The organism is Nonomuraea sp. NPDC049684 (assembly GCF_044465345.1).
Classification (GTDB): Bacteria; Actinomycetota; Actinomycetes; order Streptosporangiales; family Streptosporangiaceae; genus Nonomuraea.
Map to the genome: position 1 here is coordinate 341,016 of NZ_JBITLO010000004.1, position 21,127 is coordinate 362,142.

Sequence of the window (21,127 nt, forward strand, 5' to 3'; positions counted from 1 at the left end):
GCAGCGCGCTCAGCCGCCGGACGGGCCCAGGTAGGCCAGGACGGCGGCCACCCTCCGGTGCACGTCGCCGCTGTTCTCCAGCCCCAGCTTGGTGAAGATGGCGTTCACGTTCTTCTCCACCGACGAGATCGACAGGTGCAGGGCGCGGGCGATGCCGGCGTTGGAGCGGCCGTGGGCCATCTCGCGCAGCACGTCCCGCTCCCTGGGGGTCAGCGACTCCCCCTGCCCGCGGACCTCGCGCCTGGCCAGCAGGCCCTCGACCACCTTGGGGTCGATGACCGAGCCGCCCCCGGCGACCGCCCGGATCGCGCCGAGCAGCTCGTCCAGGTCGCCCACGCGGTCCTTCAGCAGGTAGGCGAACCCGGCCGTCCCGTGCTTGAACAGCTCGAAGGCGAACAGGGCGTCGGAGAACTGCGACAGCACCACCACGCCGGTGCCGGGGTGGCCGGCCCTGATGCGGTGGGCGGCGTCGATGCCCTCGAAGCCCGGCCGCCACTCGCCGCCGGGCATGCGGATGTCGGTGACGACGACCTGCGGCTCCAGCCTGCGCACGGCGTCCAGCAGTTCGTCGGCGTCGCCGACCGCGCCGACGACGGTCACCTCCCCGGACAGTTCGAGGAGCTGCCGGGTGCCCTCGCGCACCAGGTAGTGGTCGTCGGCGACGACCGTGCGTACGGGCTCAGGCATCGGCCGGCACCCAGGCGTGCATGCGTGTCCCCTCTCCGGGCGCGCTGTCGAGTTCCATGCCGCCGCCCAGCGCGTCCAGGCGGTCGGCGAGCGTGGCCAGGCCGCGGCGGGCGGCGGTGGCCGGGTCGAAGCCCCTGCCGTCGTCGGCGACGGTGGCCCGTACGCGGCCCGGCGCCAGGGTCAGGCGCACCTCGATCCGGGCGGCGGCCGCGTGCTTGAGCGCGTTGGCGACGGCCTCGCTGACGGTGAAGTACATCGCGCCCTCGACCTCGTCGGCGAACCGGCGGGCCCGCAGCCCGGGGTCGGCGATGACGGTCGTGGGCACCGGCAGCCCGGAGCAGCGTTCCTCGACGGCCTCCACCAGGCCGCCCTGGCTGAGGGCCGACGGGTGGATGCCGGCGGCCAGCTCGCGCAGGTCGGTGAGCGTCTGGCGGGCCTGCTCGCGCAGGCGGGCCAGCGCGTCGGGGCCGGCGCCGGTGACGCGGGCCAGCTCCAGCCCGGCGATGAGGGCGACGAGCTGCTGCTGCACGCCGTCGTGGATGTTGCGCTCGATCCGCCGCCGCTCGGCCTCCTGGGCGTTGACCAGGCGGGCGACCAGCCCGGCGCTCTGGACGGCCAGCCCGGCGGGCACGGCCAGGGCCTCCAGGAAGCGCCGGTCCTCCCGGTCGTACCGTCCGGCGCGGCGCGGGCCGAGCTCGATGCGGCCGAGGCCGCCGCGCACCGGCACGGTCAGGGCCGTCCCGCCCTCCTCCTCGCCCGCGGCCACCCGGGTGCCGTCGGCCAGCGTCACGGCCGCCCACCTGGCCTCCAGCCCGTCGCGGACGGCGGCGGCGAGCCTGCCGAGCTGCTCGACCGGCTCGGGCGTGGCCGCCAGGGCGGTGCCGAGGCCGGACAGCACCTCGTCCACGGTGGGCCGCACGTCGAAGATCAGGTGCAGGCGGGAGCCGCGCAGGCCGAGCCGGATGTCGAGCAGCCGGTGCCGCACGATCCCCACCAGGACGGCGGCCGGCAGCGCCGACATGGCCGCGAGCAGGCCGACGGTCGCGGCGCCCCACCACCGCGCGTCCAGCAGGACCAGCAGCAGCACGCCCGCGCAGAGCTGGACGCTTGTGCCGGCGACCATCCAGGCGTACTGGCCGCGCTCGGGCGGCTCGGCGCGGCGCCAGCGCAGCACGAGCCCCGCCAGGACGACGACGGCCGTCAGGAAGACGAGCACCTGGCCCAGACCGCCGGCCAGGGCCGCCAACAGCGTTCCGGGCGTCAGCCCGCCCCGCGGCTCGCCGGGCCGGGCCGGATCGGCGCCGAACAGCCCGAGGCCCACCGTGTGCATGACGATCGCGACGCCGCCGACCCAGGCCACGGCCCGCCAGCGCCGGGACGGCAGGCGGCCGTCGGGGAAGAGCAGCGGGACGAAGATCCAGGTCAGGCCGTAGAACACGGCGTAGAGCGCGGACAGCCAGACGACGACAGGCCCACTGTGGTGGAACCTGAGGGCCACGCCCGTGCCCAGCGCGCCGAGCCCGAGGCAGGCGCCCGCCGCCAGGAACAGCCAGCCGTACCGCAGGTCGGGACGGCGGACGGTCAGCAGCCAGCCCAGCGCGGGCAGCACCAGGCCGAGGACGCCGAAGGCCCATTCCTGCGGCGGCGCGGACAGCCCGGACTCCAGCAGCGCACCCGCCAGGGCGCCCCCGGCCCCGATGGTCGCCAGCGACCCGGCGAGCAGCCTGGAACTCATGAACCACCATCGTCAGGGGGAACCTTATGGGCGTCTATGAGGTTAGCCGCACATTCGGTACGGACAGCCTCACCTGCGAGGACGGCGGCCCATCAGGTGGGCGCGGGCCCGGCCGCGGCTGTTGGCTGGGCACATGTCTCACAACAGGTTCCCCGTACTGGCCACCGCCGTCGTGGCCGCGGCGGTCACGGCGGTCACGGCCTGCGCGACGCAGCCCGTGCCCGCCCTGGCCACCATCACCGGGTCCGCCACCGCCGCGCCGACGGCGAGCGCCGTGGTCGAGATCCCCGACACCCCCGTCGGCCGGCAGCTGCGCTGGCTGATGGAGGCGGTCACCCGGCTGCCCGTCGGCGACGCCGAGCTGGCCGGGCACTTCGCGCCGACCTTCCTCGAACACATCCCCCCTGCGCAGCTCAACCAGGCGCTGGCCGGGTTCCAGGACATGCGCCTGGACCGGCTGGACCAGGCCCAGGAGCGGACGTTGTCGGCGACCGTCACGGCGGCCGGCACGGCGTTCACCCTCGCGCTCGGGGTGGACGGCACCGGGAAGGTGGACTACATCCAGTTCACCGGCGTCGCGCCGGCGAGCTGGTCGGAGCTGGACCAGCGGCTGCGCCGGGCCGCGCCGCGGGCCGGCTTCCTGGCCGCCGAGCTGACCGGCGACGGCCGCTGCCGCCCGGTCCACGCGGTGGCCGGCGACAAGAGCTTCCCGCTCGGCTCGATGTTCAAGCTGTACGTGCTGGGCGCGGTGGCCGAGCGCATCAGGAGCGGCGCGTTCGGCTGGGACACCGAGCTGACGATCAGGCCCGAGCTGAAGAGCCTGCCGAGCGGCGAGCTCCAGGACCGCCCGGACAACAGCAAGGTCACGGTGCTGGAGGCGGCCCGGCTGATGATCTCCATCAGCGACAACACCGCCACCGACCTGCTGATCCACCGGGCCGGTCGCAAGGCGGTCGAGCGGGTCATGCGCTCGTGGGGCGGCGACCGGCGCAACGTGCCGTTCCTGACGACCCGGGAGCTGTTCGTGCTCAAGGGCGCCGACTACCCCCGGCACGCCGAGCGGTACCTGTCGCTCGGCACGCCCGCGCGCCGCGCCTACCTGGCCGGGGTCGTGGACAAGGTGCCGCTGTCGAAGGTGCGGCCGTGGGCCGAGCCGCGTGACCTGGACCGGCTGGAGTGGTTCGCCACGCCCGCCCAGGTCTGCCGCGCCTACGCAGGGCTGGCCCGGCTGAAGGACGCCCGCGTCGGCGAGGTGTTGTCGATCACCGACGCGGGGCTGCGGCTGGACAAGGCGAAATGGCCCGTCGTGTGGCACAAGGGCGGCTCGGAGCCGGGCCTGCTGACCATGAGCTTCCTCGCCCGTACGGCCGCCGGCCGGACGTACGTGGTGTCCACGACGGCCGTGAACCCGGACGCCCCCCTCCAGCAGGGCCCGGTGGGCCAGGAGCTGCTGGTGCTGGCTCGGGGGGCGTTCGGGCTCGTCACGTCCTCATAGGGCGGCGTGGGCGAGGTCCACGAACAGGGCCGACGACCAGCCGAAACCGGTCGTGGCGCGGCCCGCCCGCCGTCCCGTGAGGGGGTTCCAGTACTCGTACAGGCCGCCGCCGTCGCGCACCATGGCCAGGGTGCGGGCGGCGAGCTCGGCGGCGACGTCCGGGTGGCCCGAGCGGCGCAGGCCGTCGATCAGCAGGTAGTTGACGTTCAGCCAGACCGGGCCGCGCCACATGGCGTCGGGGTCGAAGCGCGGGTCGTCGAAGGCCACCGTGGGGACCGGCCGCTCGCCCCAGAAGGCGGGCGAGGTCAGGTCCTGGACCAGCCGGTCGGCGATCTCGTCCGGCAGGCGGCCGGTGAGCAGCGGCATGAGGTCGAGCGGCGTCCGCACGTCGGCGTCGGCCGCGCCGGCGACCTTGGTGACGAAGCGGCGGCCGTTCCAGCGGCGTTCGACCATGCGGTCCACGAGCGCCTGCGCCCTGGCCCGCCACTCGCCGGCGTCCTTGCCGAGCGCGGCGGCGATGTCGCCCAGGCGGTCGTACTGGAGGGCCAGGTAGGAGTTGAGGTCCGGGGGCTCGGCGCGCGGGCCCCCGTCCCAGATGGGGCTGTCGTCCAGGCCCGACGAGTACGGGTGCAGGTACTCGGCCAGGCCGTCGCCGTCCGGGTCGGAGTGGGCGAACCACCACTGCTGCGACCTGACCAGCGGCTCGTAGACCTCGGCCAGGAAGCCCGGGTCGGGGTCCACCTCGTGGATCTTCCACACCGCCCAGGCGGTCAGCGGCGGCTTGGTGACGGGCACGACGTGCCGGATCGGCTCACCGCCGACGTGCTGGGCGAGCCGGGCCAGGTCGGAGCGGGGCAGGTCGGTAGTCTCGGCGAGCACGCCGTGGTCGTGCACCACGTCGGGGATCAGGCCGTCGGGACGCTGGTTGTCGAGCAGGATGCGGATCTGCTCCCTGGCCAGGGCCGGGTCGGCGTGCCGCAGGGCGATGGCGTGGAAGTAGGAGTCCCAGTTCCACAGGCCGACGTAGCCGTACTTGGAGGGGATGAGCGATTCCCTGCCCTGGATGCGCACCAGGTTGACGGCCAGCGTCCACCAGGCCTGCTCGGCGCGTTCGCGCAGCTCGCCGGGGACGGCGGGCATCCGGGCGAACCAGGCCGCCCAGCGTTCGGCGGCCTCGGCCAGCACCTTCGCGCCGTCGGTGACGGTCCGCTCGCCGGCCAGGGTGACGCAGCCGTCCACGGCGGTCTCGCCGCCGTCCCAGACGGCCCTGGCGCCCTCGCCGACCGCGACGAGGGTGTCGGGGTCAGCGAAGGCCAGGGTCACGTCACCGTCGAACTCCACCCGGTGGGGCAGGGCCCGGCGGACGCGCAGTTCCCGGGAACCGGCGTAGAACCGCAGCCCGGCGCGGACGGTCGTCTCGTCCAGCCGGGTCTCGTAGAGCGCCTGGGCGACGCGCAGCGAGCCGTCGTCGGCCGCCATGACGAGCAACCGCGAGCCGCGCTCGGTGAAGGGACGTTCGCGCAGGTCCAGCACTTACTTTCCTCCCAGGCCGGAGGCGGCCATCGAGTTGATGATCTTCCGCTGGCCGATCAGGAACGCGATCAGCGTCGGCACCACGGCGATGGCCGAGGCCGCCAGGATCTGCCCGTAGTCGGTCGCGCCGTGCTGCTGGGCGAACTGGCTGAGCAGCAGCGGGACGGTGAACAGCTCCGGCGTGTTCAGGAAGATCAACGGGAACAGGAACGAGTTCCAGGACGCCAGGAACACGATGATGCCGAGCGCGCCGAGCCCCGGCCGGATGTTGGGCAGGACGATGCTCCAGAAGCACCGCCACCGGCCCGCGCCGTCGATCCTGGCCGCCTCCTCCAGCTCGATCGGCACCGCCCTGATGAACTGGCGCAGCAGGAACACCGCGAACGGGTTCGCGATCGTCGGGACGATCAGCGACAGGTGCGAGTCGATCCAGCCGAACTTGGCCAGCATCAGGTAGAGCGGCACGATCGTCACCTGTGACGGCACCATCTGCGTGGCCAGGAACAGCACGAACAGCACGCCCGAGCCCCTGAACCTGATCCGGGCGAAGGCGTAGGCGGCCATGGCCGAGGTGAGCAGGGTGAGCACCACGTTGAGCGCGGCGATGTAGAAGCTGTTCCAGTACGCCAGCCCGAACGGCATGGTCGAGAGCGCGTCCGGATAGTTCTGCCAGGTCCAGGGGTCGGGCAGCCAGGCCGTCGGATCGTTGATCATCTGCCGCACGCCCTTGGCGGAGGTGAGCAACATCCACACGAACGGGAACAGCATCAGCAGCCCGCCGACCGTGAGCGCGGCGTGCAGTCCGATCTGCCGTGATCTCATGCGTACCGCCTCACGAGTCGTAGTGGACGAAGCGCTTCTGCGCGGCGAACTGGACCAGCGTCACGAGCAACGTCAGCACCAGCAGGATCAGGGCGGCCGCGCTGCTCGGGCCGAACTCGAACTTCTTGAAGCCGAGATCGAAGATGTGGTACACGATCGTGCGCGCGCCCTCGTTGTCCTTCGGGTCCACCAGCACGTAGATCTGGTCGAACGCCTGGAACGAGCTGATCACCGCGACCACGGTGGAGAAGAAGATCGTGGGCGACAGCAGCGGCAGCGTGACCGACCGGAAGATCCGCCAGGGGCTCGCGCCGTCGATCCGGGCGGCCTCGACGACCTGCGGCGGGATGGTCTGCAGCCCGGCCATGAAGATCACCACGTTGAGGCCGAGCGAGGACCAGATCGTCACCACGGCGATCGCCACGATGACCCAGCCGGGGTCGAGCAGCCAGTCGGGGCCGCTGACGCCGAACCACCGCCGGAGCGAGGTGTTCAGCACGCCGTTCTCGTCGCCGGCCAGGATGACCTGCCACATCAGGGCGACGGCCACCGAACTGGTGACGACCGGCATGAAGTACACGACCCGATAGACGTTGCTGCCCTTGATGCTGTTCAGGGCCACCGCGATCAGCACCGCCAGGGCGAGCCCGAACGGCACGGTCAGCAGCGCCAGCTTGACCGTGTTCCACACCGCGCGGCCGAACAGCGGGTCGGTGAGCTGGGCGGCGAAGTTGGACAGCCCGGCCCACGACTTCTCGCCGAGCCCGTCCCAGTTCATGAAGGCCAGCACCACGGCGAACCCGAGCGGGATCACCAGGAACACCACCAGCGCGCCGACCTGCGGCGCGAGGAAGATCGCGGCCCACCAGCCGTCGCGGTCGCGCAGCTTCTTGGCGGGCCGCGCGGCGGTCTTGCCGCGCGGCCCGGCGAGCACGGCCATCCGCTAGCCCAGCTTGCCGTCGACGAGGGTCTGCAGCTCGGTCATGCCCTGCTCGAAGCCGAGCTTGCCCTGCCAGACCTTCATCAGGTGCTCGTTGATCGAGGCGGTCAGGCCGGGCACCGAGACCTCTTCGGGGTAGTTCGCGAAGCCGGTGTCCCGCACGTCGAGGAAGGTCTGGGCGTGCGCGGGGTAGTTGCCGGCTAGCACGACCTGCTCGGCGCCCTTGATCGAGGGCACCGCGCCGCCGTCCTTGAGGCGCAGGAGCTGGCCCTCCTTGCTGACGAACTCCGTCAGGAAGGTGAAGGCCTCCTTGGGCTGCTTGGTGCCCTTGTTGAGCGACAGGTAGGAGGCCGCCACGGCGCCGGGCATCGGCTCGCCGGTCTCGGACGGGAACGGGACGATGTCGTAGTTGTCCAGCTCGCCGCCCTTCTTGATGGTGTCGATCACCCAGCGGCCGCCGGCGTAGAAGCCGACCTTGTGCTTCATGAACTGGGTGCCCGCGGTGTTGCTGGCCGGCAGCACGTCCGCGCTCAGGAACGTCTTGTCCTGGTAGCCCTTGGCCAGGGTCTCCAGCGCCTTGCGGGCCTTGGGGTCGGTGGTGGCGACGAACTTGCCGCCGTCCCACACCTTGCCGCCGAAACCGCTGACCACCGAGTACGTCGAGCCGTACCAGTTCCAGAAGATGGACCCGCCCAGGCCCGCGGCCTTGAGCTTGGCGTTCATGTCCAGGTACTTGGCCATGGTCCACTGCTTGGCCTCGTTGAGGGCGGCCGGGTCCTCGGTGATGCCGGCGGCCTTCAGCGCCTTCTTGTCGTACCAGAGGACCTCGGGGTTGGTGTCGTTCGGGACGCCGTAGATCTGGCCGTCCTTCTTGGCGCCGCCGTAGACGCCCTCGAAGAAGTCCTCGGGCTTGCTCTTGGAGTCCGGGCCCGCGAGCTGGTCGTTGAGCGGCGAGACGACCCCGGCGGAGACGAACTTGCCGATGTTGTCGTCGCCCACGAAGAACACGTCGGGGGCGGTGCCGCTGGTGAGCTGGGCGAGCAGTTTGGGGTGGTAGTCCTCGTACTTGGCGACGGACTCCAGCTTGAGCTTGATGTTGGGGTGACGCTGCTCGAAGTCCTTGGTGAAGGACTCGTAGAGCTTGACGTCCTCCGCCGATCCCCACGTGGACCAGCGGACGGTGACCTGCCCTGCGGCGGCGTTCCCGCTCACGCCTGGAACGTTCCCTCCACCGCCGCTGCAGGCGGTGGCGGCGGTGGCGAGCAGACCCAGTACGGCCAGCGCACGCTTCATGATGGGCTCCTTCGGGGGGGTGGTGCTGTTGGGGCTACGCGAGCCCGCCGCCGTCGACGACGAGAGCGGAACCGGTGACATAACTGGCGGCGTCGCTCGCCAGGAAGAGGACGGCCTGGGCGATCTCCTCGGGGCTCCCCGAGCGGCCCATCGGCCGGTCGGCGGCGTCGGCCTCGAAGGCGGCCCAGTCCTCGTTGAGCTGACGGGCCTCGTCCCGCAGCATCGGGGTGTTCGTGTCGCCGGGGTTGACGGAGTTCACCCGGATCCCGGCCTTGGCGTGGTCGATCGCCAGCGCCCTGGTCATGTTGACGACGGCCGCCTTGGAGGCGCAGTAGGAGATCGCGTTCCCGCCGCCCTTGAGGCCCCAGCCGGAGCCCGTGTTGACGATCGAGCCGCCCTCGGTCATGAGCGGGATGGCGTGCTTGCACATCAGGAACACCGAGCGCACGTTGACCGCCATCACGCGGTCCCACTCGTCGGCGTCGAGGTCGAGCGCGGTGGTGCGGCGGATGATGCCCGCGTTGTTGAACAGGACGTGCAGGCCGCCGTAGGTGTCCACGGCCGTGCGGGTGATGCGCCGGCAGTCCTCCTCCGCGGACACGTCCCCCTGGACGGCCACCGCGGCCGCCCCCGTGCGCGTGATCTCCTTGGCCGTCGCCTCGGCCCCGGCGCCGTCGATGTCGGCGACGACGACCTGGGCGCCCGCCTCGGCGAAGAGCAGCGCCGTCGCCCGGCCGATGCCGGAGGCACCGCCGGTGACGATCGCGACCTTGCCATCGAGCCTGTTCATCCGTAGAACTCCTCACTTGCCGCACAAATGCGATAAATCGTGCTTTCGCGGTATCCGGTGATCACCCGTACGTGCCCGGCCAGCTTCCGGTCCAGTTCCTGGTCTCCGCTGTCGGCCAGCAGCGGCCGTCCCCCGAGCCCGGCCAGCTTCTGCTGGGTGGCCAGCACGACCAGCCGGTCGCCGGACCCGTCACCGAGCACCTCGTCGAGCACCCGGGGCGAGACCTGCTGGTTGCCGCGGCCGAGCACGAAGCCCTGGCCGCCGATCACCGACAGCACGATGACCGTCTCCCGGCCGCGTACCAGCTCGAACAGCTCCCCCTCGGTCACGTCGGCGGCCACCAGGTCGGCGCCACCGCCCGCGCGGGCCTCGATCACGTCCACGCCGAGCAGCGTGGTGGCGAGCCCGAGCTCCCTGCCCACGGCCGCCGTGGTGGCGCCGGGACCGAGCACGTAGCGCGCCCCCGGCCGCAGCCGGGCCGCGACCTCCCGGGCGATGCCCTCGACCGTGGCCGGAGCCGCGTCCGAGGAGCCCGCCTTGCGCCCCGACAGGGCCGCGCGACCTGCCGGGACGCGCAGGCTACCGTAAAGCCGGGGGCTGACGAGCCCGCGGCGGTAGCGCTCCTCGTCCAGGTCCACCACCTCGGCCTCGACGCTCTCCGGCCGGGCCACGAAATCGGCGGCCACGAACCCGGCGGTGGCCGGGCTGAGCGCGAAGCACCCCGAGTACACCTTGACCCCGGCCGGGATCCCGAGCACCGGCGGCGCCTGGCCGCCCAGCTCCCGCACGGCGTCGAGCACGTCGCGCGCCGTGCCGTCGCCGCCGGCGAACAGCAGCAGGTCCACGCCGGCGAGCGCGGCGACGGCCGCCCGGGTGTCGGCCGCGGTGGTGCTCACGTCGTCCTCGACGCCGGAGGGCGCCAGCTCGTACGGGACCCCGGCGGCGCGGGCGCTGTCCTCGCCCATCGCCCCCGCCACGGTCACCAGCCGGGCCCCGGGACGGCGGGCGAGCAGCGTGGCGACGGCCTGCGCGGCCCGCCGCCCGGCCTTGGGCTCGGCGCCCTTGGCCAGGGCCGCGCGCTGCACGTCGGCGCCGTCGCTGCCCTTGAGCCCCACGGACCCGCCCAGCCCGGCGACCGGGTTGACGACCAGCCCGATCACGCCGTTCCCTCCGGACGTCATGGCTCAGCCGCCCGCGGCCAGGTGCTTGCGCACGTACGCCCGCCAGGTCGGCGCCCACTGCTTGGGGTCGTCGAGCGGCGTCGGGTCGATCTTGTGGATCGTCTGGTTGTACGGCGCGCCCTTGACGAACTCCGGATCCCGCCGCGCCTCCGAGGCGACGTGCTCCAGGATGGCCGCGTACTCGTCCAGGTCCTCCCGCGAGTACGACTCCGTCGGCTCCAGCGTGAACGGCTCCGGCACCAGGTACGGGTGGTGGCTGGTCCAGTAGTGGACGCCGAAGTCGGCGGCGCGCACCCCGATCTCCTCCGAGTGCACCCCCGTCTCCTCCGACAGCTCCTGCCAGGAGTAGCGCACCTGCTCGATCCGGCGCTGGTTCCACGGCGCCGAGGCCCCGGGGATCTGCAGCACCTTGTGCATCAGGTAGTTGTTGTTCAGCGCCGCGGTCTCGGCCACCTCGCGCAGCCCCTCCGCGCCCAGGGCCATGATCCAGGCGTAGGCGCGCACGATGTTCGGGGTGACGCCGAGGAACGGCCGGATCTTGCCGACGCTCTGCGCGGGCGTCTCCAGCCCGTAGGAGTCGCCGTCGAAGGAGACCACCGGGCCGGGCAGGAACGGCTCCAGCTCCGGCGAGACGCCGCAGGCGCCGGCCGCCGGGCCGCCGCAGGCGTGCGGCGTGGAGAACGTCTTGTGCAGGTTGAAGTGGCACAGGTCGAACCCGGCGTCGCGGGCCCTGGTGATGCCGAGGATGCCGTTGGCGTTGGCCTGGTCGTAGCAGGCCAGGCCGCCGACGCCGTGCACCAGGTCCACGAACTCCTTGATCCGGGAGTTGTAGATGCCGGTGTCCTCGGGATTGGTGATCATCAGGGCGGCGGTGCGCGGGCCGACGGCGGCGCGCAGGGCCTCGATGTCGGGCAGGCCGTTGGCGTCCGGCATGAGGGTGATGACCTCGTACCCGGCGACCTTGGCGCAGGCCGCGTTCGAGGGGTGCGAGAACATCGTGGTGATGACCTGGTCCCGGTGGCTCTCGCCGCGGGCGGCGTGGTAGGCCCTGATCATGGCGATGTTGGCGTAGATGGCCGCCGAGCCCGAGCCGGGCTGGAGGGACACCCGCGACATGCCGGAGATCTCGGCCAGCATGCGCTCCATCCGCCAGTAGATCTCCAGCACGCCCTGCACGGTGTCCTCGTGCTGGAGCGGGTGCAGCTCGGCGATCGCGTTGGCGAACCTGTCGTTGACCTTCGGGCTGTACTTCATCGTGCAGGTGCCCTGGCCGACGTCGATGTTGAGGTCGACGCCCAGGTTCTCCTGCGACAGCCGCAGGTAGTGGCGCACCACGTGCGGCTGCGACATCTCGGGCAGCTTCGGCGGGGTGGCCCGTCCGACGCCCTCGGGCAGCTCGACCTTGGGCGCGCCCGGCTCGGGCACGGCCACGCCGCGGCGGCCGGGGCGCGACAGCTCGAAGATGATCGGCTCGTCCCAGCGCGCCTGGTGGAAGCGGCGCAGCGGCGGCTTGGGCGCCACCGGCAGCTCGGCGAAGGATTCGGCTCCGTGCCCGCTCATGCCTGCACAACCTCCTGTACGGCTGCCGCGAGCCGGTCGATGTCCTCGATGGTGTGGCGTTCGGTCACGCAGACCAGCACCGTGCGCTCGTCCAGCGGGACGCCGCCGTAGATGCCGCGCTCGCGCAGCGCGGCGAGCAGCGCCGCGGAGTCGGCCACCTCGATGGCGAACTCGCGGAAGTGCACCGAGCCCGCGTGCCGGACGGTGACCGACCGGCCCAGGGCGTCCATCGCGTACCGGGTGCGGGCCAGGACGGTCTCGCCGAGCTCCTTCATGCCCTGCGGGCCCATGAGCGCGAGGTAGACCCCGGCCGTGATGCCCCACAGTGCGGCGGCCGTGCCCACCCATTCCTTGCCCTCTTCGCGCAGGGCGAAGGAGGTGCGGTCGTAGAAGACGTCGCCGAAGCCGTACTCGCCGGGGACCTTCGTCGGCGCGATGCCGAACAGGCGCGAGGGGAACTCGGCGACCAGCGGCTCGTGGTCCTGGGTGGCGATGTAGCCGGCGTGGCCGCCGCCGTAGTTCTGGTGGATGCCGAGCGACTGGATGTCGCCGCAGACGATGTCCGCGCCGTAGGCGGCCGGCGGGGCCAGCACGCCCAGGGAGATGGGGTCGGCGCTGACGACCAGCAGCGCGCCGGCGGCGTGCGCGAGGTCGGCCAGCTCCCGGCCGCGGGTCTCGACGACGCCGTAGACGTTCGGCGTCTCCAGGTACAGGGCGGCGTAGGCGTCGTCGAGCGCGACCTCGCCGATCTGCCCGTCCTCGGCCACCGGGGCCAGCTCGATGGTGACGTCGGGGGCCAGGTAGTCACGCAGCTTGCTCAGCTTGTCGGCGCCGATCGCCCCGGTGACCAGCACCTTCGACCGCTTGGTGTAGCGGCAGGCCATGCGCAGCGCGGTGCCCGAGGCCTGGAAGCCGTCGTAGGTGGGGACGTTGACGACGTCCATCTCCAGCAGCTCGCCCATCATGCTGACGTACTCGAACAGGGCCTGGAAGCGGCCGTGGTCCTCGTACGGCTCGCCCGCGTACGCGGTCAGGAACTCGCTCCTGGAGTTGACCTCGTCGCAGACGGCGGGCACGTGGTGCGGGTAGCAGCCGTGGCCGAGGAAGCTGAGCGCCTCCTCGGTGTCGGTGTTCCGGGCGAACAGCCCCTTCATGTGGCGCACCAGGTCGCGCTCGGCGGTGAAGGGCGCCGGCAGGTCGAGGGGCCGGTCGAGCCGCAGCTCCGCGGGGATGTCGGCGTAGAACTCCTCGACGCTCGACGCGCCGACCGCCGCGAGCATCTCGGCTCGTACGCCCGGCTCGGCGTTGGGTATGTACGGGTGCGTCACTTGTCTCCTTCGATCCTGAGCACGACGGCGTCGCGCGGGGCCAGCTCGATGCCGCCCCGCAGGTCGGCCCCAGTGAGCAGGTCCGTCCCCGGGTGCGGGAGCGTGACCGGCTGCGGGGCGGTGGTGTGGTTGAGGAGGAACAGGTGGCCGCCCCTCCTGACGGCCTCCACGCCCTCCGGCACGTCGATGCGGTCGATGCCGTCCAGCAGCGGCTCCAGCACCGGCGTGACGTCGTCGAGCAGGCAGCCGACGTAGGTGACCGTGCCCTTGCGGGTGACGGCGGGCAGGCCGTCCAGGTCGCCGCCCTCGAACAGCGCGACGGGCTCGGCGCCCTCCAGCCTGATCCACTCGGCCCAGGTGCGGGCCTCGCCCAGGCCGGTCCGCTGGACGTCCCCGTCGGCGAGCGGCCAGAACTCCTCCACGGCGATGCCGAGCAGGCCGGCCAGCGGGCCGGGCGCGCCGCCCTCGTGCACCTGGTCGCTGTCGTCCACGACGCCGCTGAACGGGCCCACGACGAGCCTGCCCTCGTACGCCTCCAGCGCCTTGGCCTGCTCGGCGGTGCACATGTACAGGTTCGGGGCGATGACCAGCTCGTACGGCGACAGGTCCCGGCCGGGCGGCACGAGGTCGACCGCGATGCCCCTGGCGTGCAGCGGGGCGTACCAGGCGAGCAGCAGCTCCTTGAGCCTGAGCCGGTTGGACGGCATGGACTCGGGCGCCTCCAGGGCCCACCAGCTCGGCCAGTCGAGCACCAGCGCCACCTGGGCGCGGGTGTCACTGCCCGCGACCTCCGACAACCGCCGCAGGTCGGCGCCGAGCGCCAGGGTGTCCCGCCAGCCGCGGGTACGCGTCCCGCCGTGCGGCAGCATCGCCGAGTGGAACTTCTCGGGGCCGTACTTGGCCTGCCGCCACTGGAAGAACATCACGCCGTCGGAGCCGTGGGCGAGCGCCTGGAGACTGTGCAGGCGCATCATGCCGGGCGGCTTGGGGACGTTCACCTCGCGCCAGGACACCGCGGACGGCGCGGACTCCAGCAGCAGCCAGGGCCCCTGCCGCAGCGAGCGCATGAGGTCGTAGCTGAGCGCCACCTGCACGTGCGAGGTGGGGTCGGCCGGGTCGGGGTAGGCGTCGTCGCTCACCAGGTCCTCGGCGGCGGCCCACTTCCAGTAGTCGAGGCCGTGCAGGATGCTCATGAAGTTCGTGGTGACCGGGACGTCCGGCGTGATCGCGCGCAGCGCCGCCTTCTCGGCCAGGAACAGCTCCAGGAGGGCGTCGCTGCAGAAGCGCCGCCAGTCGAGGAGCTGGGCGGGGTTGACCGGGCCCGGGGCCGTCCTGGGCGGCTCGATTTGGCCGAAGGACGTGTAGTGCTGGCCCCAGCAGGAGGTGCCCCAGGCGGCGTTGAGGCCGCCGACGGTCGCGTACCGCTCTTCCAGCCAGCGGCGGAAGTGGGCGGCGGACTCGGGGCAGAAGCACTCCAGCGTGTGGTCGGCGTACTCGTTGCCGATGTGCCACATGGCCAGCGCCGGGTGGTCGCCGTAGCGCTCGGCCATCGCGGTGGCCATCCGTACGGCGTGCTCGCGGTAGACCGGCGAGCTCGGGCAGTAGCCCTGCCGGGAGCCGAACTCCAGCCGCACGCCGTCGGCGTTGACCGGCAGCATCTCGGGGTGCTCGCGCACCAGCCACGGCGGCGGCGTCGCGGTCGCGGTGGCCAGGTCGGCGGCGATGCCGTGCTCGTGCAGCAGGTCGATGACCCGGTCGAGCCATCCGAAGTCGTAGACCCCGCGCTCGGGCTCCAGGCGCGACCAGGAGAACACCGCGACGGTCGCCATGTTGACCCCGGCCTCGGCCATGAGCCGCGCGTCCTCGGCCCACACCTCCTCCGGCCACTGCTCGGGGTTGTAGTCCCCGCCGAACAGCAGCCCCGGTATCCGGGTCAGCCCCACTCGAACTCCTCGATCATGCAATGTAATATTTTGTATGCCGAATTCATAGTGCAGTATTTTGCATCACGTCAAGGGTTAAGATTCGGTTGTCCTGAACGAGAGGGAGTCCCCCATGCCGATCGAGCGGCGACCGTTGCGCGAGCAGATCAGGGAAGAGCTGCTGAGCCGGCTCGACCGGGGCGACTTCGCCGCCGGCACCGACATCAACGAGGCCTCCCTCGCCGCCGACCTGGGCGTCAGCCGCACTCCCCTGCGCGAGGCGCTGATCACGCTGGCGGGCGAGGGCGTCCTGGAGAGCAACCAGGGGCGCGGCTTCCGGTTCGCCCCGGTGAGCCGGCGCGAGTTCCGCGAGCTGTGCGAGATCGTGGCCGCCCTGGAGTCGCTGGCCCTCGACTGCTCCGACCCGGCCCACCTGCGCTCGATCGCCCCCGACCTGCTCAAGCTGGCCCAGGACTTCCCCGACAACGTGGCCGAGCAGCAGGTCATCGAGCGCCACGACGACGAGTGGCACGACCTGCTGCTGAGCGGGTGCCGCAACGAGCGCCTGCTCGACCTCATCACCAGCGTCAAGGCCGGCATGCGCCGCTACGCGCACCTGATCGCCGGCGACGACGCGCCCCTGGAGCGCGAGGCCGCCGAGCACCGCCGCATCGCCGAGTTCCTGCTGGCCGACGAGCCGGCCAAGGCCGTCCAGGCGCTGCGCGACAACTGGATCAACGGCATGGAACGGATGATGTCCCGCATCCCGTGACGCGGTGGAATAGTTGAAATCTCAACTTGGTTGCATGGGGCAGATCCCGCTGGAAGGAGCGCGACATGCCCGCCGTCACCGTTGAGAACCCGCTCACCCTCCCCCGCGTGCCCGCGCCCGTGTCGGGCGTCCCCGAGCGGAAGGTGCTCGCCGTCGAGACCGCGCCCAGCGGGTTCGAGGGCGAGGGCTTCCCCGTGCGCCGCGCCCTGGCGGCGATCAAGCTCGAATACCTCGACCCGTTCGTGATGATGGACCAGATGGGCGAGATCGACTACGCCGCCGGCGAGCCCAAGGGCACGCCCTGGCACCCGCACCGCGGCTTCGAGACCGTCACGTACATGATCGACGGCGTCATGGAGCACCTCGACTCCAACGGCGGCGGCGGCACGATCAGCAACGGCGACACCCAGTGGATGACGGCCGCCTCCGGCATCCTGCACAAGGAGGCGCCGCCGGAGTGGCTCGTGCAGAAGGGCGGGCTGTTCCACGGCATCCAGCTCTGGGTCAACCTGCCGGGCGCCAAGAAGATGATCGCGCCGAAGTACCAGGACATCGGGCGCTCCAGCGTCGCGCTGCTGAGCAGCCACGACGGCGGCGCGCTGGTCCGGCTGATCGCCGGCGAGCTGGCCGGGAACACCGGTCCGGGCAGCACGCAGACGCCGATCACGCTGCTGCACGCCACCATCACCCCGGGCGCGCGGCTGACCCTGCCCTGGCGCAAGGACTACAACGCCCTGGTGTACGCCCTGTCCGGCCGCGGCACGGTCGGCGCCGAGCGGCGTCCGCTGCACGGCGGCCAGCTCGCGGTCTTCGACGGCTTCGGCAACCGGCCGGGCCTGACCACCCTGGGCGAGACCGTCACGATCGAGGCCAAGGACACGCTCGACGTGATCGTGCTGGGCGGCGAGCCGATCGGCGAGCCGGTGGCCCACCACGGCCCGTTCGTCATGAACACCCGCGCCGAGCTGGTCCAGGCGTTCGAGGACTTCCAGGCGGGCCGCCTCGGCACGATCCCGGCCGAGCACGCCCACTCCTGACCGTCCTGCCATGAAGGCCCGCGCTCACCGCGCGGGCCTTCGCAGGCCGGGGAGCACGGCGGCCGCGCCGCGGCGGGGAAGCCACGGCATCCCGTCCTCGTCCTCGACCATCCAGCCGCCGGACGCCACCACGCGGCCCGTTTCCGCCGTACTCCGGCCGGCCGGGGGGGAGTAGGCGCCGAGTTCGACGGCCAGCTCGTCGTGCAGCAGCTCCCACACGCGCATCGAGCACGGCTGTTCGGCGATGGCGCCGGCCTCGGCGAGGGGGATGGCGAGCCGCATCCATCCGGCGAGCCGGTCGCGCTCGACCTTGCGGGGGGCCACCGCACACCTCCTGGCACTGGTCGTACTCGGAGCATCGCGCGGTGGCCGTTTCCGTCGAGGCTCCCTGCTCGGCCGCGTAAGCGAAGCTAGGAGCGGGTGCCGTTGGAGGGCGTCGGTCACCAGAAGGTGCGCCATCGGAGAGCAGACGCCGTCAGAGGGCGTCGGCGCGGCTCTCCAAACGGCCGCCACATGACGCAGTGATGGTCATGATGGTGCTGGGGATGTCGAGCTGGATCCGGTGCCACCGCCCGCGCGGGACGATGGCGGCGGTGCCGGCCGTCAGCCTGATCTCCTCCTCTACTTCCCCCTGCCGTCCCGGTCGTTCTGGACGCAGGTAGAGGCGGATCTTGCCGATGACGCAGGACACGATCTCGTCGGACTCGGTGTTCACGTGCCAGTGGTCGGCGTGGACGTCGGAGCCGGTCCTGGCGTGGAACGCCTTCAGGTGCCAGCCATCGCGCCCGGCGTCCGCCGGCCGGGCACCGGCGTGGATCCTGCCGCCCCGGGACAGGTGGATGCCGGACGCGGAGAGCTCGATCGGGGTCACGGTCATGGGGTTTCGGCGGTGGCGGTCAGGACCGCGCGGCCGAGGAGGTGGCCGGCGATGCTGAAGCCGAGGTAGGCGGGCGTGGCACCGGCCGGGACGCCGATGGCCTCGGTGTCGAGGGCGTGCACCACGACGAAGTAGCGGTGCGGGCCGTGCCCCGCCGGCGGGGCCGCGCCGAGGTAACGCGCCACTCGGGCGTCGTTGGGCAGCTGGTAGGCGCCGTCGGGGAGGCCGGAGCCGGTGTCGTCGCCCGCGCCTTCGGGCAGCTCATTGACGGTGGCGGGGATGTCGGCCACGGCCCAGTGCCAGAACCCGGAGCCGGTCGGCGCGTCCGGGTCGTACACCGTGACGGCGTAGCTCTTCGTCCCTTCGGGGGCGCCGTTCCACGACAGCTGTGGCGAGATGTCCTTGCCTCCGGGGAGGCTTGCGGACATCTGTTCGGCGGGCCAGGGGGCACCGTCGGCCAGCGTGGTGCTGGTGAGGGTGAAGGAGGCCACCTGGGGCAGGCGGGCAAAGGGGTTGTTCATGTCTGGTCCTTCGAACAGGTGGTGAGGGTGTCGGCCGATGGGTCGGCAGACGTGGGCAGCGCCATCGGGGGCGCCGTTCACACATCATCGACTGTAACACGAATAATCGATTATTTGGCAGATGGTCTATCCTGAGGGCATGATGCGGACGGTCGACCCCTCGACGAAACAGATGCTCTCCGAGCGTGTTCACACCCGGCTTCAGGAATCGATCATGAGGGGCGAGTACGCCCCGGGTGAGGCGCTCAAGCCGCAGCAACTGGCCCAGCAGCACCAGGTCAGTCTGGCCGTCGTCCGCGAGGCCCTGGTGCGGCTAGTGGGCGAGGGCATCGCGGTGCGGCTGCCCAACCGCGGCTTCGCCGTCCCCGACTTCTCCGACCGGCGGTGGCAGCAGATCGCCGAGGCCCGCCGTACGATCGAGCCGGTCATGCTGCGCCTGGCGATCGAGCGCGGCGACCTCGACTGGGAGGCACGGGTGCGCGCGGCCCACCACCGCCTGACCCGCACACCGCCGTACGAGCCGGAGGAAGGCGAGTACTACACCAGCGCGTGGTCGGAGGCACACCGCGTCTTCCACCGGACCCTGCTGGACGGGTGCGGCAACCCCGTGCTGCTGGACACCTTCGACAGGCTGTGGACGGCCGGCGAGCTGGCCCGCCTCTGGTCGGCGCGGCGCACACCCGCCCGCGACGGCGCCGCGGAGCACCGCCGCCTGGAGGAAGCGGCGCTGGCCCGTGACGCCGACACCGCCACCGAGGTACTGACCCAGCACCTGACGCTTACCGTCGCCGCCCTCACATCCGCACCTGATCAGGTCAAGCTGCAGTCGTGACCTTCGACAGGCAGCGAGATCAACGCTGATCGATCGCTCTCCACACGTTCGAATGCCTTCACGCCGGAGCTCACCATGCTGGGCATGCTGAGCTCCACTTGCCTGACGTGCCTGACAGACCTTCACGCGGCTGACCAGCCAGGTCGCTTGACAACCCCAGATAACGGCTGCTCCTGCTCGGCCGCTCCACCGACTCGGTGGAGATCCTGCCCGGCGTCGACGCCGACCCCGGCGAGGCCGTCTTCTGGCTCGACGGCACAGCACCGCTCCCCGACACCCCGCCCGACGCCGGGGCCAGCACCCGGGCCGAACTCCAGACCCTGCGCGCGCTCAGGTCCGCCTTGCCAAGGAGTGCGTCGCTCAGGTACGCGCGGGCCAGCTCCGCGCCACGCAGGTTCGCGTCATCCAGTACCGCGGCGGACAGGTCCGCGCCGCTCAGGTTTGCTGCTGGCAAAAACGCCGATGTCAGGTCTGCGGCGGGCAGGTCGCCTCGCTTTTCCAGCGTGGTGGTGCAGTGTAAGTGCGGGGGAAGTCGTGCGCGTCGGGGTTTTCTGGTAGACATTCATTGTGAAGGACGTACATAAATTTGACCAGGAGCCGGACGGCTCACTCTTCGACCCGCGGGCCAGGGCGGCCATGAGCGAGTTCGTCGGCGGCGGCGACACCGCGGCCTTCGAGGCGGCGGCCGCCGTGCGGACGGCGTACCAGGCGGTCGAGCGCATGCGGGCGCACGGCAGCGAGGGCCGCGGGCTCAGCTCGGGCGCGATGGACGTCCTGCTGCGCCTCGGCGCGGCGGGCGCCGGCGACGGCATCAGCATCGGCGACCTGGCCCAGGCCGCCGGGGTCAGCTCGCGCAACGTGACCGGCCTGGTGGACACCCTGGAGCGCGACGGCCTGGCCCGGCGGGTCCAGGACAGCCGCGACCGGCGCTCGGTGCTGGCCGTGATCACCGACGAGGGCCGGGCGTGGATCGAGGCGTTCCGCACGCCGTCCCGGATGGCGATGGCCGCGATGTTCCAGGGCTTCTCGGCCGCCGAGCTGACCGCGCTGCGGCACCTGTGCCTGCGCCTGGCCGGCAACCAGCAGCGGCTCTCGGCGCACCTGGAGGGACGATGAGCAGCACCCGTGAGGTGGTCAGGGCCTACCACGAGGCCAGGCTCCGGGGCGACGTGCCGGCGGCGGCGGCGCTGATCGGCGAGGGCTTCTCCTTCAGGAGCCCGTTCGTCTCCTCCTCCGACGCCGCCGGTCACCTGGCCGGCATCGAGGCCCTGGTGAGCGTGGTGACCGGCGTCGACCTGATCAGCGAGCTGTACGGCGAGTCGGAGGCGACCCTCGTCTACGACCTGCACACCGCCACGCCGGCCGGCACCCAGCGCACGGCCGAGCACTTCCGGCTGGGCCCGGACGGCAGGATCCGGACCATCATGTTGATCTTCGACGCCGCGCCCTGGCAGCCGATGGCGGCGGCGATCAGGTGAGCGGCAGGGCGGCGGCGGTCTGGCGCCAGATCCTGCCGTCCCTGACGACCAGCGTCCCGAACGTCGTGACCCGGTTCCCGCCCACGGTCATGACCGCGTTGTAGAAGATCACGTCGTCCTCGACGCGCAGCGATGTGATCTCCTCCACCCGCGGCCCGGCCGCCAGGTAGGCGGTGAACAGCTCGCGGATCTCGGCGGCGCCCCTGGCCGCCCGGTCGAACCGGACGACCATCGCCTCGTCGTGGTACTGGGCGAGCAGCGCCTCAAGGTCGCCGTCGGCGATGGCGGCGAGCTGGCGGTCGAACACGTCCTGGGTCATTTTCT

22 protein-coding genes are annotated in these 21,127 nt (G+C 71.9%); 6 read left to right on the forward strand and 16 right to left on the reverse strand.

The features are described 5' to 3' along the window. Window positions 1–9: 9 nt before the first annotated feature. Window positions 10–687 (reverse strand): response regulator, encoded by a 678-nt coding sequence (locus ACIBST_RS15555; protein ID WP_397172171.1) that lies wholly within the window; start codon window positions 685–687, stop codon window positions 10–12. After that, window positions 680–2,422 carry a histidine kinase gene (locus ACIBST_RS15560; protein ID WP_397172173.1) on the reverse strand — a complete coding sequence of 581 codons (1,743 nt, stop codon included), beginning with the start codon at window positions 2,420–2,422 and terminating at the stop codon, window positions 680–682. The genes ACIBST_RS15555 and ACIBST_RS15560 overlap by 8 nt, the downstream gene beginning before the upstream one ends. Before the next feature lie 133 nt (window positions 2,423–2,555). Between ACIBST_RS15560 and ACIBST_RS15565 the strand changes: the two genes are divergently transcribed. Then, window positions 2,556–3,917, forward strand: a complete 1,362-nt coding sequence (locus ACIBST_RS15565) for a serine hydrolase (protein WP_397172174.1) — start codon at window positions 2,556–2,558, stop codon at window positions 3,915–3,917. Here the strand turns inward: ACIBST_RS15565 and ACIBST_RS15570 are convergent. From ACIBST_RS15570 to ACIBST_RS15610, 9 genes are read right to left on the reverse strand one after another with little or no spacing between them, the layout of a single operon-like run. Next, complete coding sequence (locus ACIBST_RS15570; RefSeq protein WP_397172176.1) at window positions 3,912–5,450, reverse strand: amylo-alpha-1,6-glucosidase; 1,539 nt, start codon at window positions 5,448–5,450, stop codon at window positions 3,912–3,914. The genes ACIBST_RS15565 and ACIBST_RS15570 overlap by 6 nt on opposite strands. Next, window positions 5,451–6,272, reverse strand: coding sequence for a carbohydrate ABC transporter permease (locus ACIBST_RS15575; RefSeq protein ID WP_397172178.1), 822 nt, complete (start codon window positions 6,270–6,272; stop codon window positions 5,451–5,453). A gap of 10 nt (window positions 6,273–6,282) precedes the next feature. Beyond that, window positions 6,283–7,212 carry a carbohydrate ABC transporter permease gene (locus ACIBST_RS15580; protein WP_397172180.1) on the reverse strand — a complete coding sequence of 310 codons (930 nt, stop codon included), beginning with the start codon at window positions 7,210–7,212 and terminating at the stop codon, window positions 6,283–6,285. Window positions 7,213–7,215: 3 nt separating this feature from the next. Continuing rightward, window positions 7,216–8,505, reverse strand: coding sequence for an ABC transporter substrate-binding protein (locus ACIBST_RS15585; protein WP_397172182.1), 1,290 nt, complete (start codon window positions 8,503–8,505; stop codon window positions 7,216–7,218). Window positions 8,506–8,539: 34 nt separating this feature from the next. Continuing rightward, window positions 8,540–9,295, reverse strand: a complete 756-nt coding sequence (locus ACIBST_RS15590) for an SDR family NAD(P)-dependent oxidoreductase (protein WP_352326115.1) — start codon at window positions 9,293–9,295, stop codon at window positions 8,540–8,542. After that, window positions 9,292–10,476, reverse strand: coding sequence for an ATP-NAD kinase family protein (locus tag ACIBST_RS15595; RefSeq protein ID WP_397172184.1), 1,185 nt, complete (start codon window positions 10,474–10,476; stop codon window positions 9,292–9,294). The genes ACIBST_RS15590 and ACIBST_RS15595 overlap by 4 nt, the downstream gene beginning before the upstream one ends. A gap of 3 nt (window positions 10,477–10,479) precedes the next feature. After that, window positions 10,480–12,036 (reverse strand): aminomethyl-transferring glycine dehydrogenase subunit GcvPB, encoded by a 1,557-nt coding sequence (gcvPB, locus tag ACIBST_RS15600; protein WP_397172186.1) that lies wholly within the window; start codon window positions 12,034–12,036, stop codon window positions 10,480–10,482. Beyond that, on the reverse strand, window positions 12,033–13,364 hold the full coding sequence (gene gcvPA / locus ACIBST_RS15605; RefSeq protein ID WP_397172187.1) for an aminomethyl-transferring glycine dehydrogenase subunit GcvPA: 1,332 nt from the start codon (window positions 13,362–13,364) through the stop codon (window positions 12,033–12,035). The genes gcvPB and gcvPA overlap by 4 nt, the downstream gene beginning before the upstream one ends. Next, window positions 13,361–15,307, reverse strand: coding sequence for a beta-galactosidase (locus ACIBST_RS15610; RefSeq protein ID WP_397172189.1), 1,947 nt, complete (start codon window positions 15,305–15,307; stop codon window positions 13,361–13,363). Before ACIBST_RS15610 ends, gcvPA begins: the two co-directional genes overlap by 4 nt. Window positions 15,308–15,419: 112 nt before the next feature. On the opposite strand from ACIBST_RS15610, the gene ACIBST_RS15615 reads away from it, so the two are divergent. Together ACIBST_RS15615 and ACIBST_RS15620 are read left to right on the forward strand one after the other, a co-directional pair. After that, window positions 15,420–16,058, forward strand: coding sequence for a GntR family transcriptional regulator (locus tag ACIBST_RS15615; RefSeq protein WP_352326109.1), 639 nt, complete (start codon window positions 15,420–15,422; stop codon window positions 16,056–16,058). 65 nt (window positions 16,059–16,123) lie between these two features. Beyond that, the gene (locus ACIBST_RS15620; RefSeq protein ID WP_397172191.1) at window positions 16,124–17,095 is read left to right on the forward strand and encodes a pirin family protein; all 972 of its coding nucleotides are present in this window, start codon (window positions 16,124–16,126) and stop codon (window positions 17,093–17,095) included. Between the two features lie 24 nt (window positions 17,096–17,119). On the opposite strand, the gene ACIBST_RS15625 is transcribed toward ACIBST_RS15620, so the two are convergent. From ACIBST_RS15625 to ACIBST_RS15635, 3 genes are all read right to left on the reverse strand, one after another. Continuing rightward, window positions 17,120–17,419 (reverse strand): hypothetical protein, encoded by a 300-nt coding sequence (locus tag ACIBST_RS15625; RefSeq protein WP_397172192.1) that lies wholly within the window; start codon window positions 17,417–17,419, stop codon window positions 17,120–17,122. Window positions 17,420–17,570: 151 nt separating this feature from the next. Next, a complete protein-coding gene (locus tag ACIBST_RS15630; RefSeq protein WP_397172193.1) occupies window positions 17,571–17,972 on the reverse strand; it encodes a cupin in 402 nt (133 codons plus the stop codon). Beyond that, window positions 17,969–18,493 carry a YbhB/YbcL family Raf kinase inhibitor-like protein gene (locus tag ACIBST_RS15635; RefSeq protein WP_397172194.1) on the reverse strand — a complete coding sequence of 175 codons (525 nt, stop codon included), beginning with the start codon at window positions 18,491–18,493 and terminating at the stop codon, window positions 17,969–17,971. The genes ACIBST_RS15630 and ACIBST_RS15635 overlap by 4 nt, the downstream gene beginning before the upstream one ends. Before the next feature lie 172 nt (window positions 18,494–18,665). On the opposite strand from ACIBST_RS15635, the gene ACIBST_RS15640 reads away from it, so the two are divergent. Beyond that, window positions 18,666–19,325: a GntR family transcriptional regulator gene (locus ACIBST_RS15640; protein WP_397172585.1), complete on the forward strand. Its 660-nt coding sequence runs from the start codon at window positions 18,666–18,668 to the stop codon at window positions 19,323–19,325. 70 nt (window positions 19,326–19,395) lie between these two features. Here the strand turns inward: ACIBST_RS15640 and ACIBST_RS15645 are convergent, their stop codons facing one another. Then, window positions 19,396–19,887, reverse strand: coding sequence for a pentapeptide repeat-containing protein (locus tag ACIBST_RS15645; RefSeq protein WP_397172195.1), 492 nt, complete (start codon window positions 19,885–19,887; stop codon window positions 19,396–19,398). A 5-nt stretch (window positions 19,888–19,892) separates the two neighbouring features. Between ACIBST_RS15645 and ACIBST_RS15650 the strand changes: the two genes are divergently transcribed. Together ACIBST_RS15650 and ACIBST_RS15655 are read left to right on the forward strand one after the other, a co-directional pair. Next, window positions 19,893–20,441 (forward strand): MarR family winged helix-turn-helix transcriptional regulator, encoded by a 549-nt coding sequence (locus ACIBST_RS15650; protein ID WP_397172196.1) that lies wholly within the window; start codon window positions 19,893–19,895, stop codon window positions 20,439–20,441. Next, window positions 20,438–20,803 (forward strand): hypothetical protein, encoded by a 366-nt coding sequence (locus ACIBST_RS15655; protein ID WP_397172197.1) that lies wholly within the window; start codon window positions 20,438–20,440, stop codon window positions 20,801–20,803. The genes ACIBST_RS15650 and ACIBST_RS15655 overlap by 4 nt, the downstream gene beginning before the upstream one ends. Here ACIBST_RS15655 and ACIBST_RS15660 read toward each other — a convergent pair. Further along, on the reverse strand, window positions 20,796–21,122 hold the full coding sequence (locus ACIBST_RS15660; RefSeq protein WP_397172198.1) for a nuclear transport factor 2 family protein: 327 nt from the start codon (window positions 21,120–21,122) through the stop codon (window positions 20,796–20,798). The two genes, ACIBST_RS15655 and ACIBST_RS15660, sit on opposite strands and share 8 nt — an antisense overlap. Window positions 21,123–21,127: the final 5 nt, after the last annotated feature.

Coding starts and splice junctions, on each gene's coding strand:
- ACIBST_RS15640 (WP_397172585.1), top strand. CDS start 18,666: ATGCTCTCCGAGCGTGTTCACACCCGGCTTCAGGAATCGATCATGAGG.
- ACIBST_RS15630 (WP_397172193.1), bottom strand. CDS start 17,972: ATGACCGTGACCCCGATCGAGCTCTCCGCGTCCGGCATCCACCTGTCC.
- ACIBST_RS15580 (WP_397172180.1), bottom strand. CDS start 7,212: ATGGCCGTGCTCGCCGGGCCGCGCGGCAAGACCGCCGCGCGGCCCGCC.
- ACIBST_RS15615 (WP_352326109.1), top strand. CDS start 15,420: ATGCCGATCGAGCGGCGACCGTTGCGCGAGCAGATCAGGGAAGAGCTG.
- ACIBST_RS15595 (WP_397172184.1), bottom strand. CDS start 10,476: ATGACGTCCGGAGGGAACGGCGTGATCGGGCTGGTCGTCAACCCGGTC.
- ACIBST_RS15655 (WP_397172197.1), top strand. CDS start 20,438: ATGAGCAGCACCCGTGAGGTGGTCAGGGCCTACCACGAGGCCAGGCTC.
- ACIBST_RS15620 (WP_397172191.1), top strand. CDS start 16,124: ATGCCCGCCGTCACCGTTGAGAACCCGCTCACCCTCCCCCGCGTGCCC.
- ACIBST_RS15660 (WP_397172198.1), bottom strand. CDS start 21,122: ATGACCCAGGACGTGTTCGACCGCCAGCTCGCCGCCATCGCCGACGGC.
- ACIBST_RS15645 (WP_397172195.1), bottom strand. CDS start 19,887: ATGTCTACCAGAAAACCCCGACGCGCACGACTTCCCCCGCACTTACAC.
- gcvPB (WP_397172186.1), bottom strand. CDS start 12,036: ATGAGCGGGCACGGAGCCGAATCCTTCGCCGAGCTGCCGGTGGCGCCC.
- ACIBST_RS15560 (WP_397172173.1), bottom strand. CDS start 2,422: ATGAGTTCCAGGCTGCTCGCCGGGTCGCTGGCGACCATCGGGGCCGGG.
- ACIBST_RS15565 (WP_397172174.1), top strand. CDS start 2,556: ATGTCTCACAACAGGTTCCCCGTACTGGCCACCGCCGTCGTGGCCGCG.
- ACIBST_RS15585 (WP_397172182.1), bottom strand. CDS start 8,505: ATGAAGCGTGCGCTGGCCGTACTGGGTCTGCTCGCCACCGCCGCCACC.
- ACIBST_RS15555 (WP_397172171.1), bottom strand. CDS start 687: ATGCCTGAGCCCGTACGCACGGTCGTCGCCGACGACCACTACCTGGTG.
- ACIBST_RS15590 (WP_352326115.1), bottom strand. CDS start 9,295: ATGAACAGGCTCGATGGCAAGGTCGCGATCGTCACCGGCGGTGCCTCC.
- ACIBST_RS15635 (WP_397172194.1), bottom strand. CDS start 18,493: ATGAACAACCCCTTTGCCCGCCTGCCCCAGGTGGCCTCCTTCACCCTC.
- ACIBST_RS15575 (WP_397172178.1), bottom strand. CDS start 6,272: ATGAGATCACGGCAGATCGGACTGCACGCCGCGCTCACGGTCGGCGGG.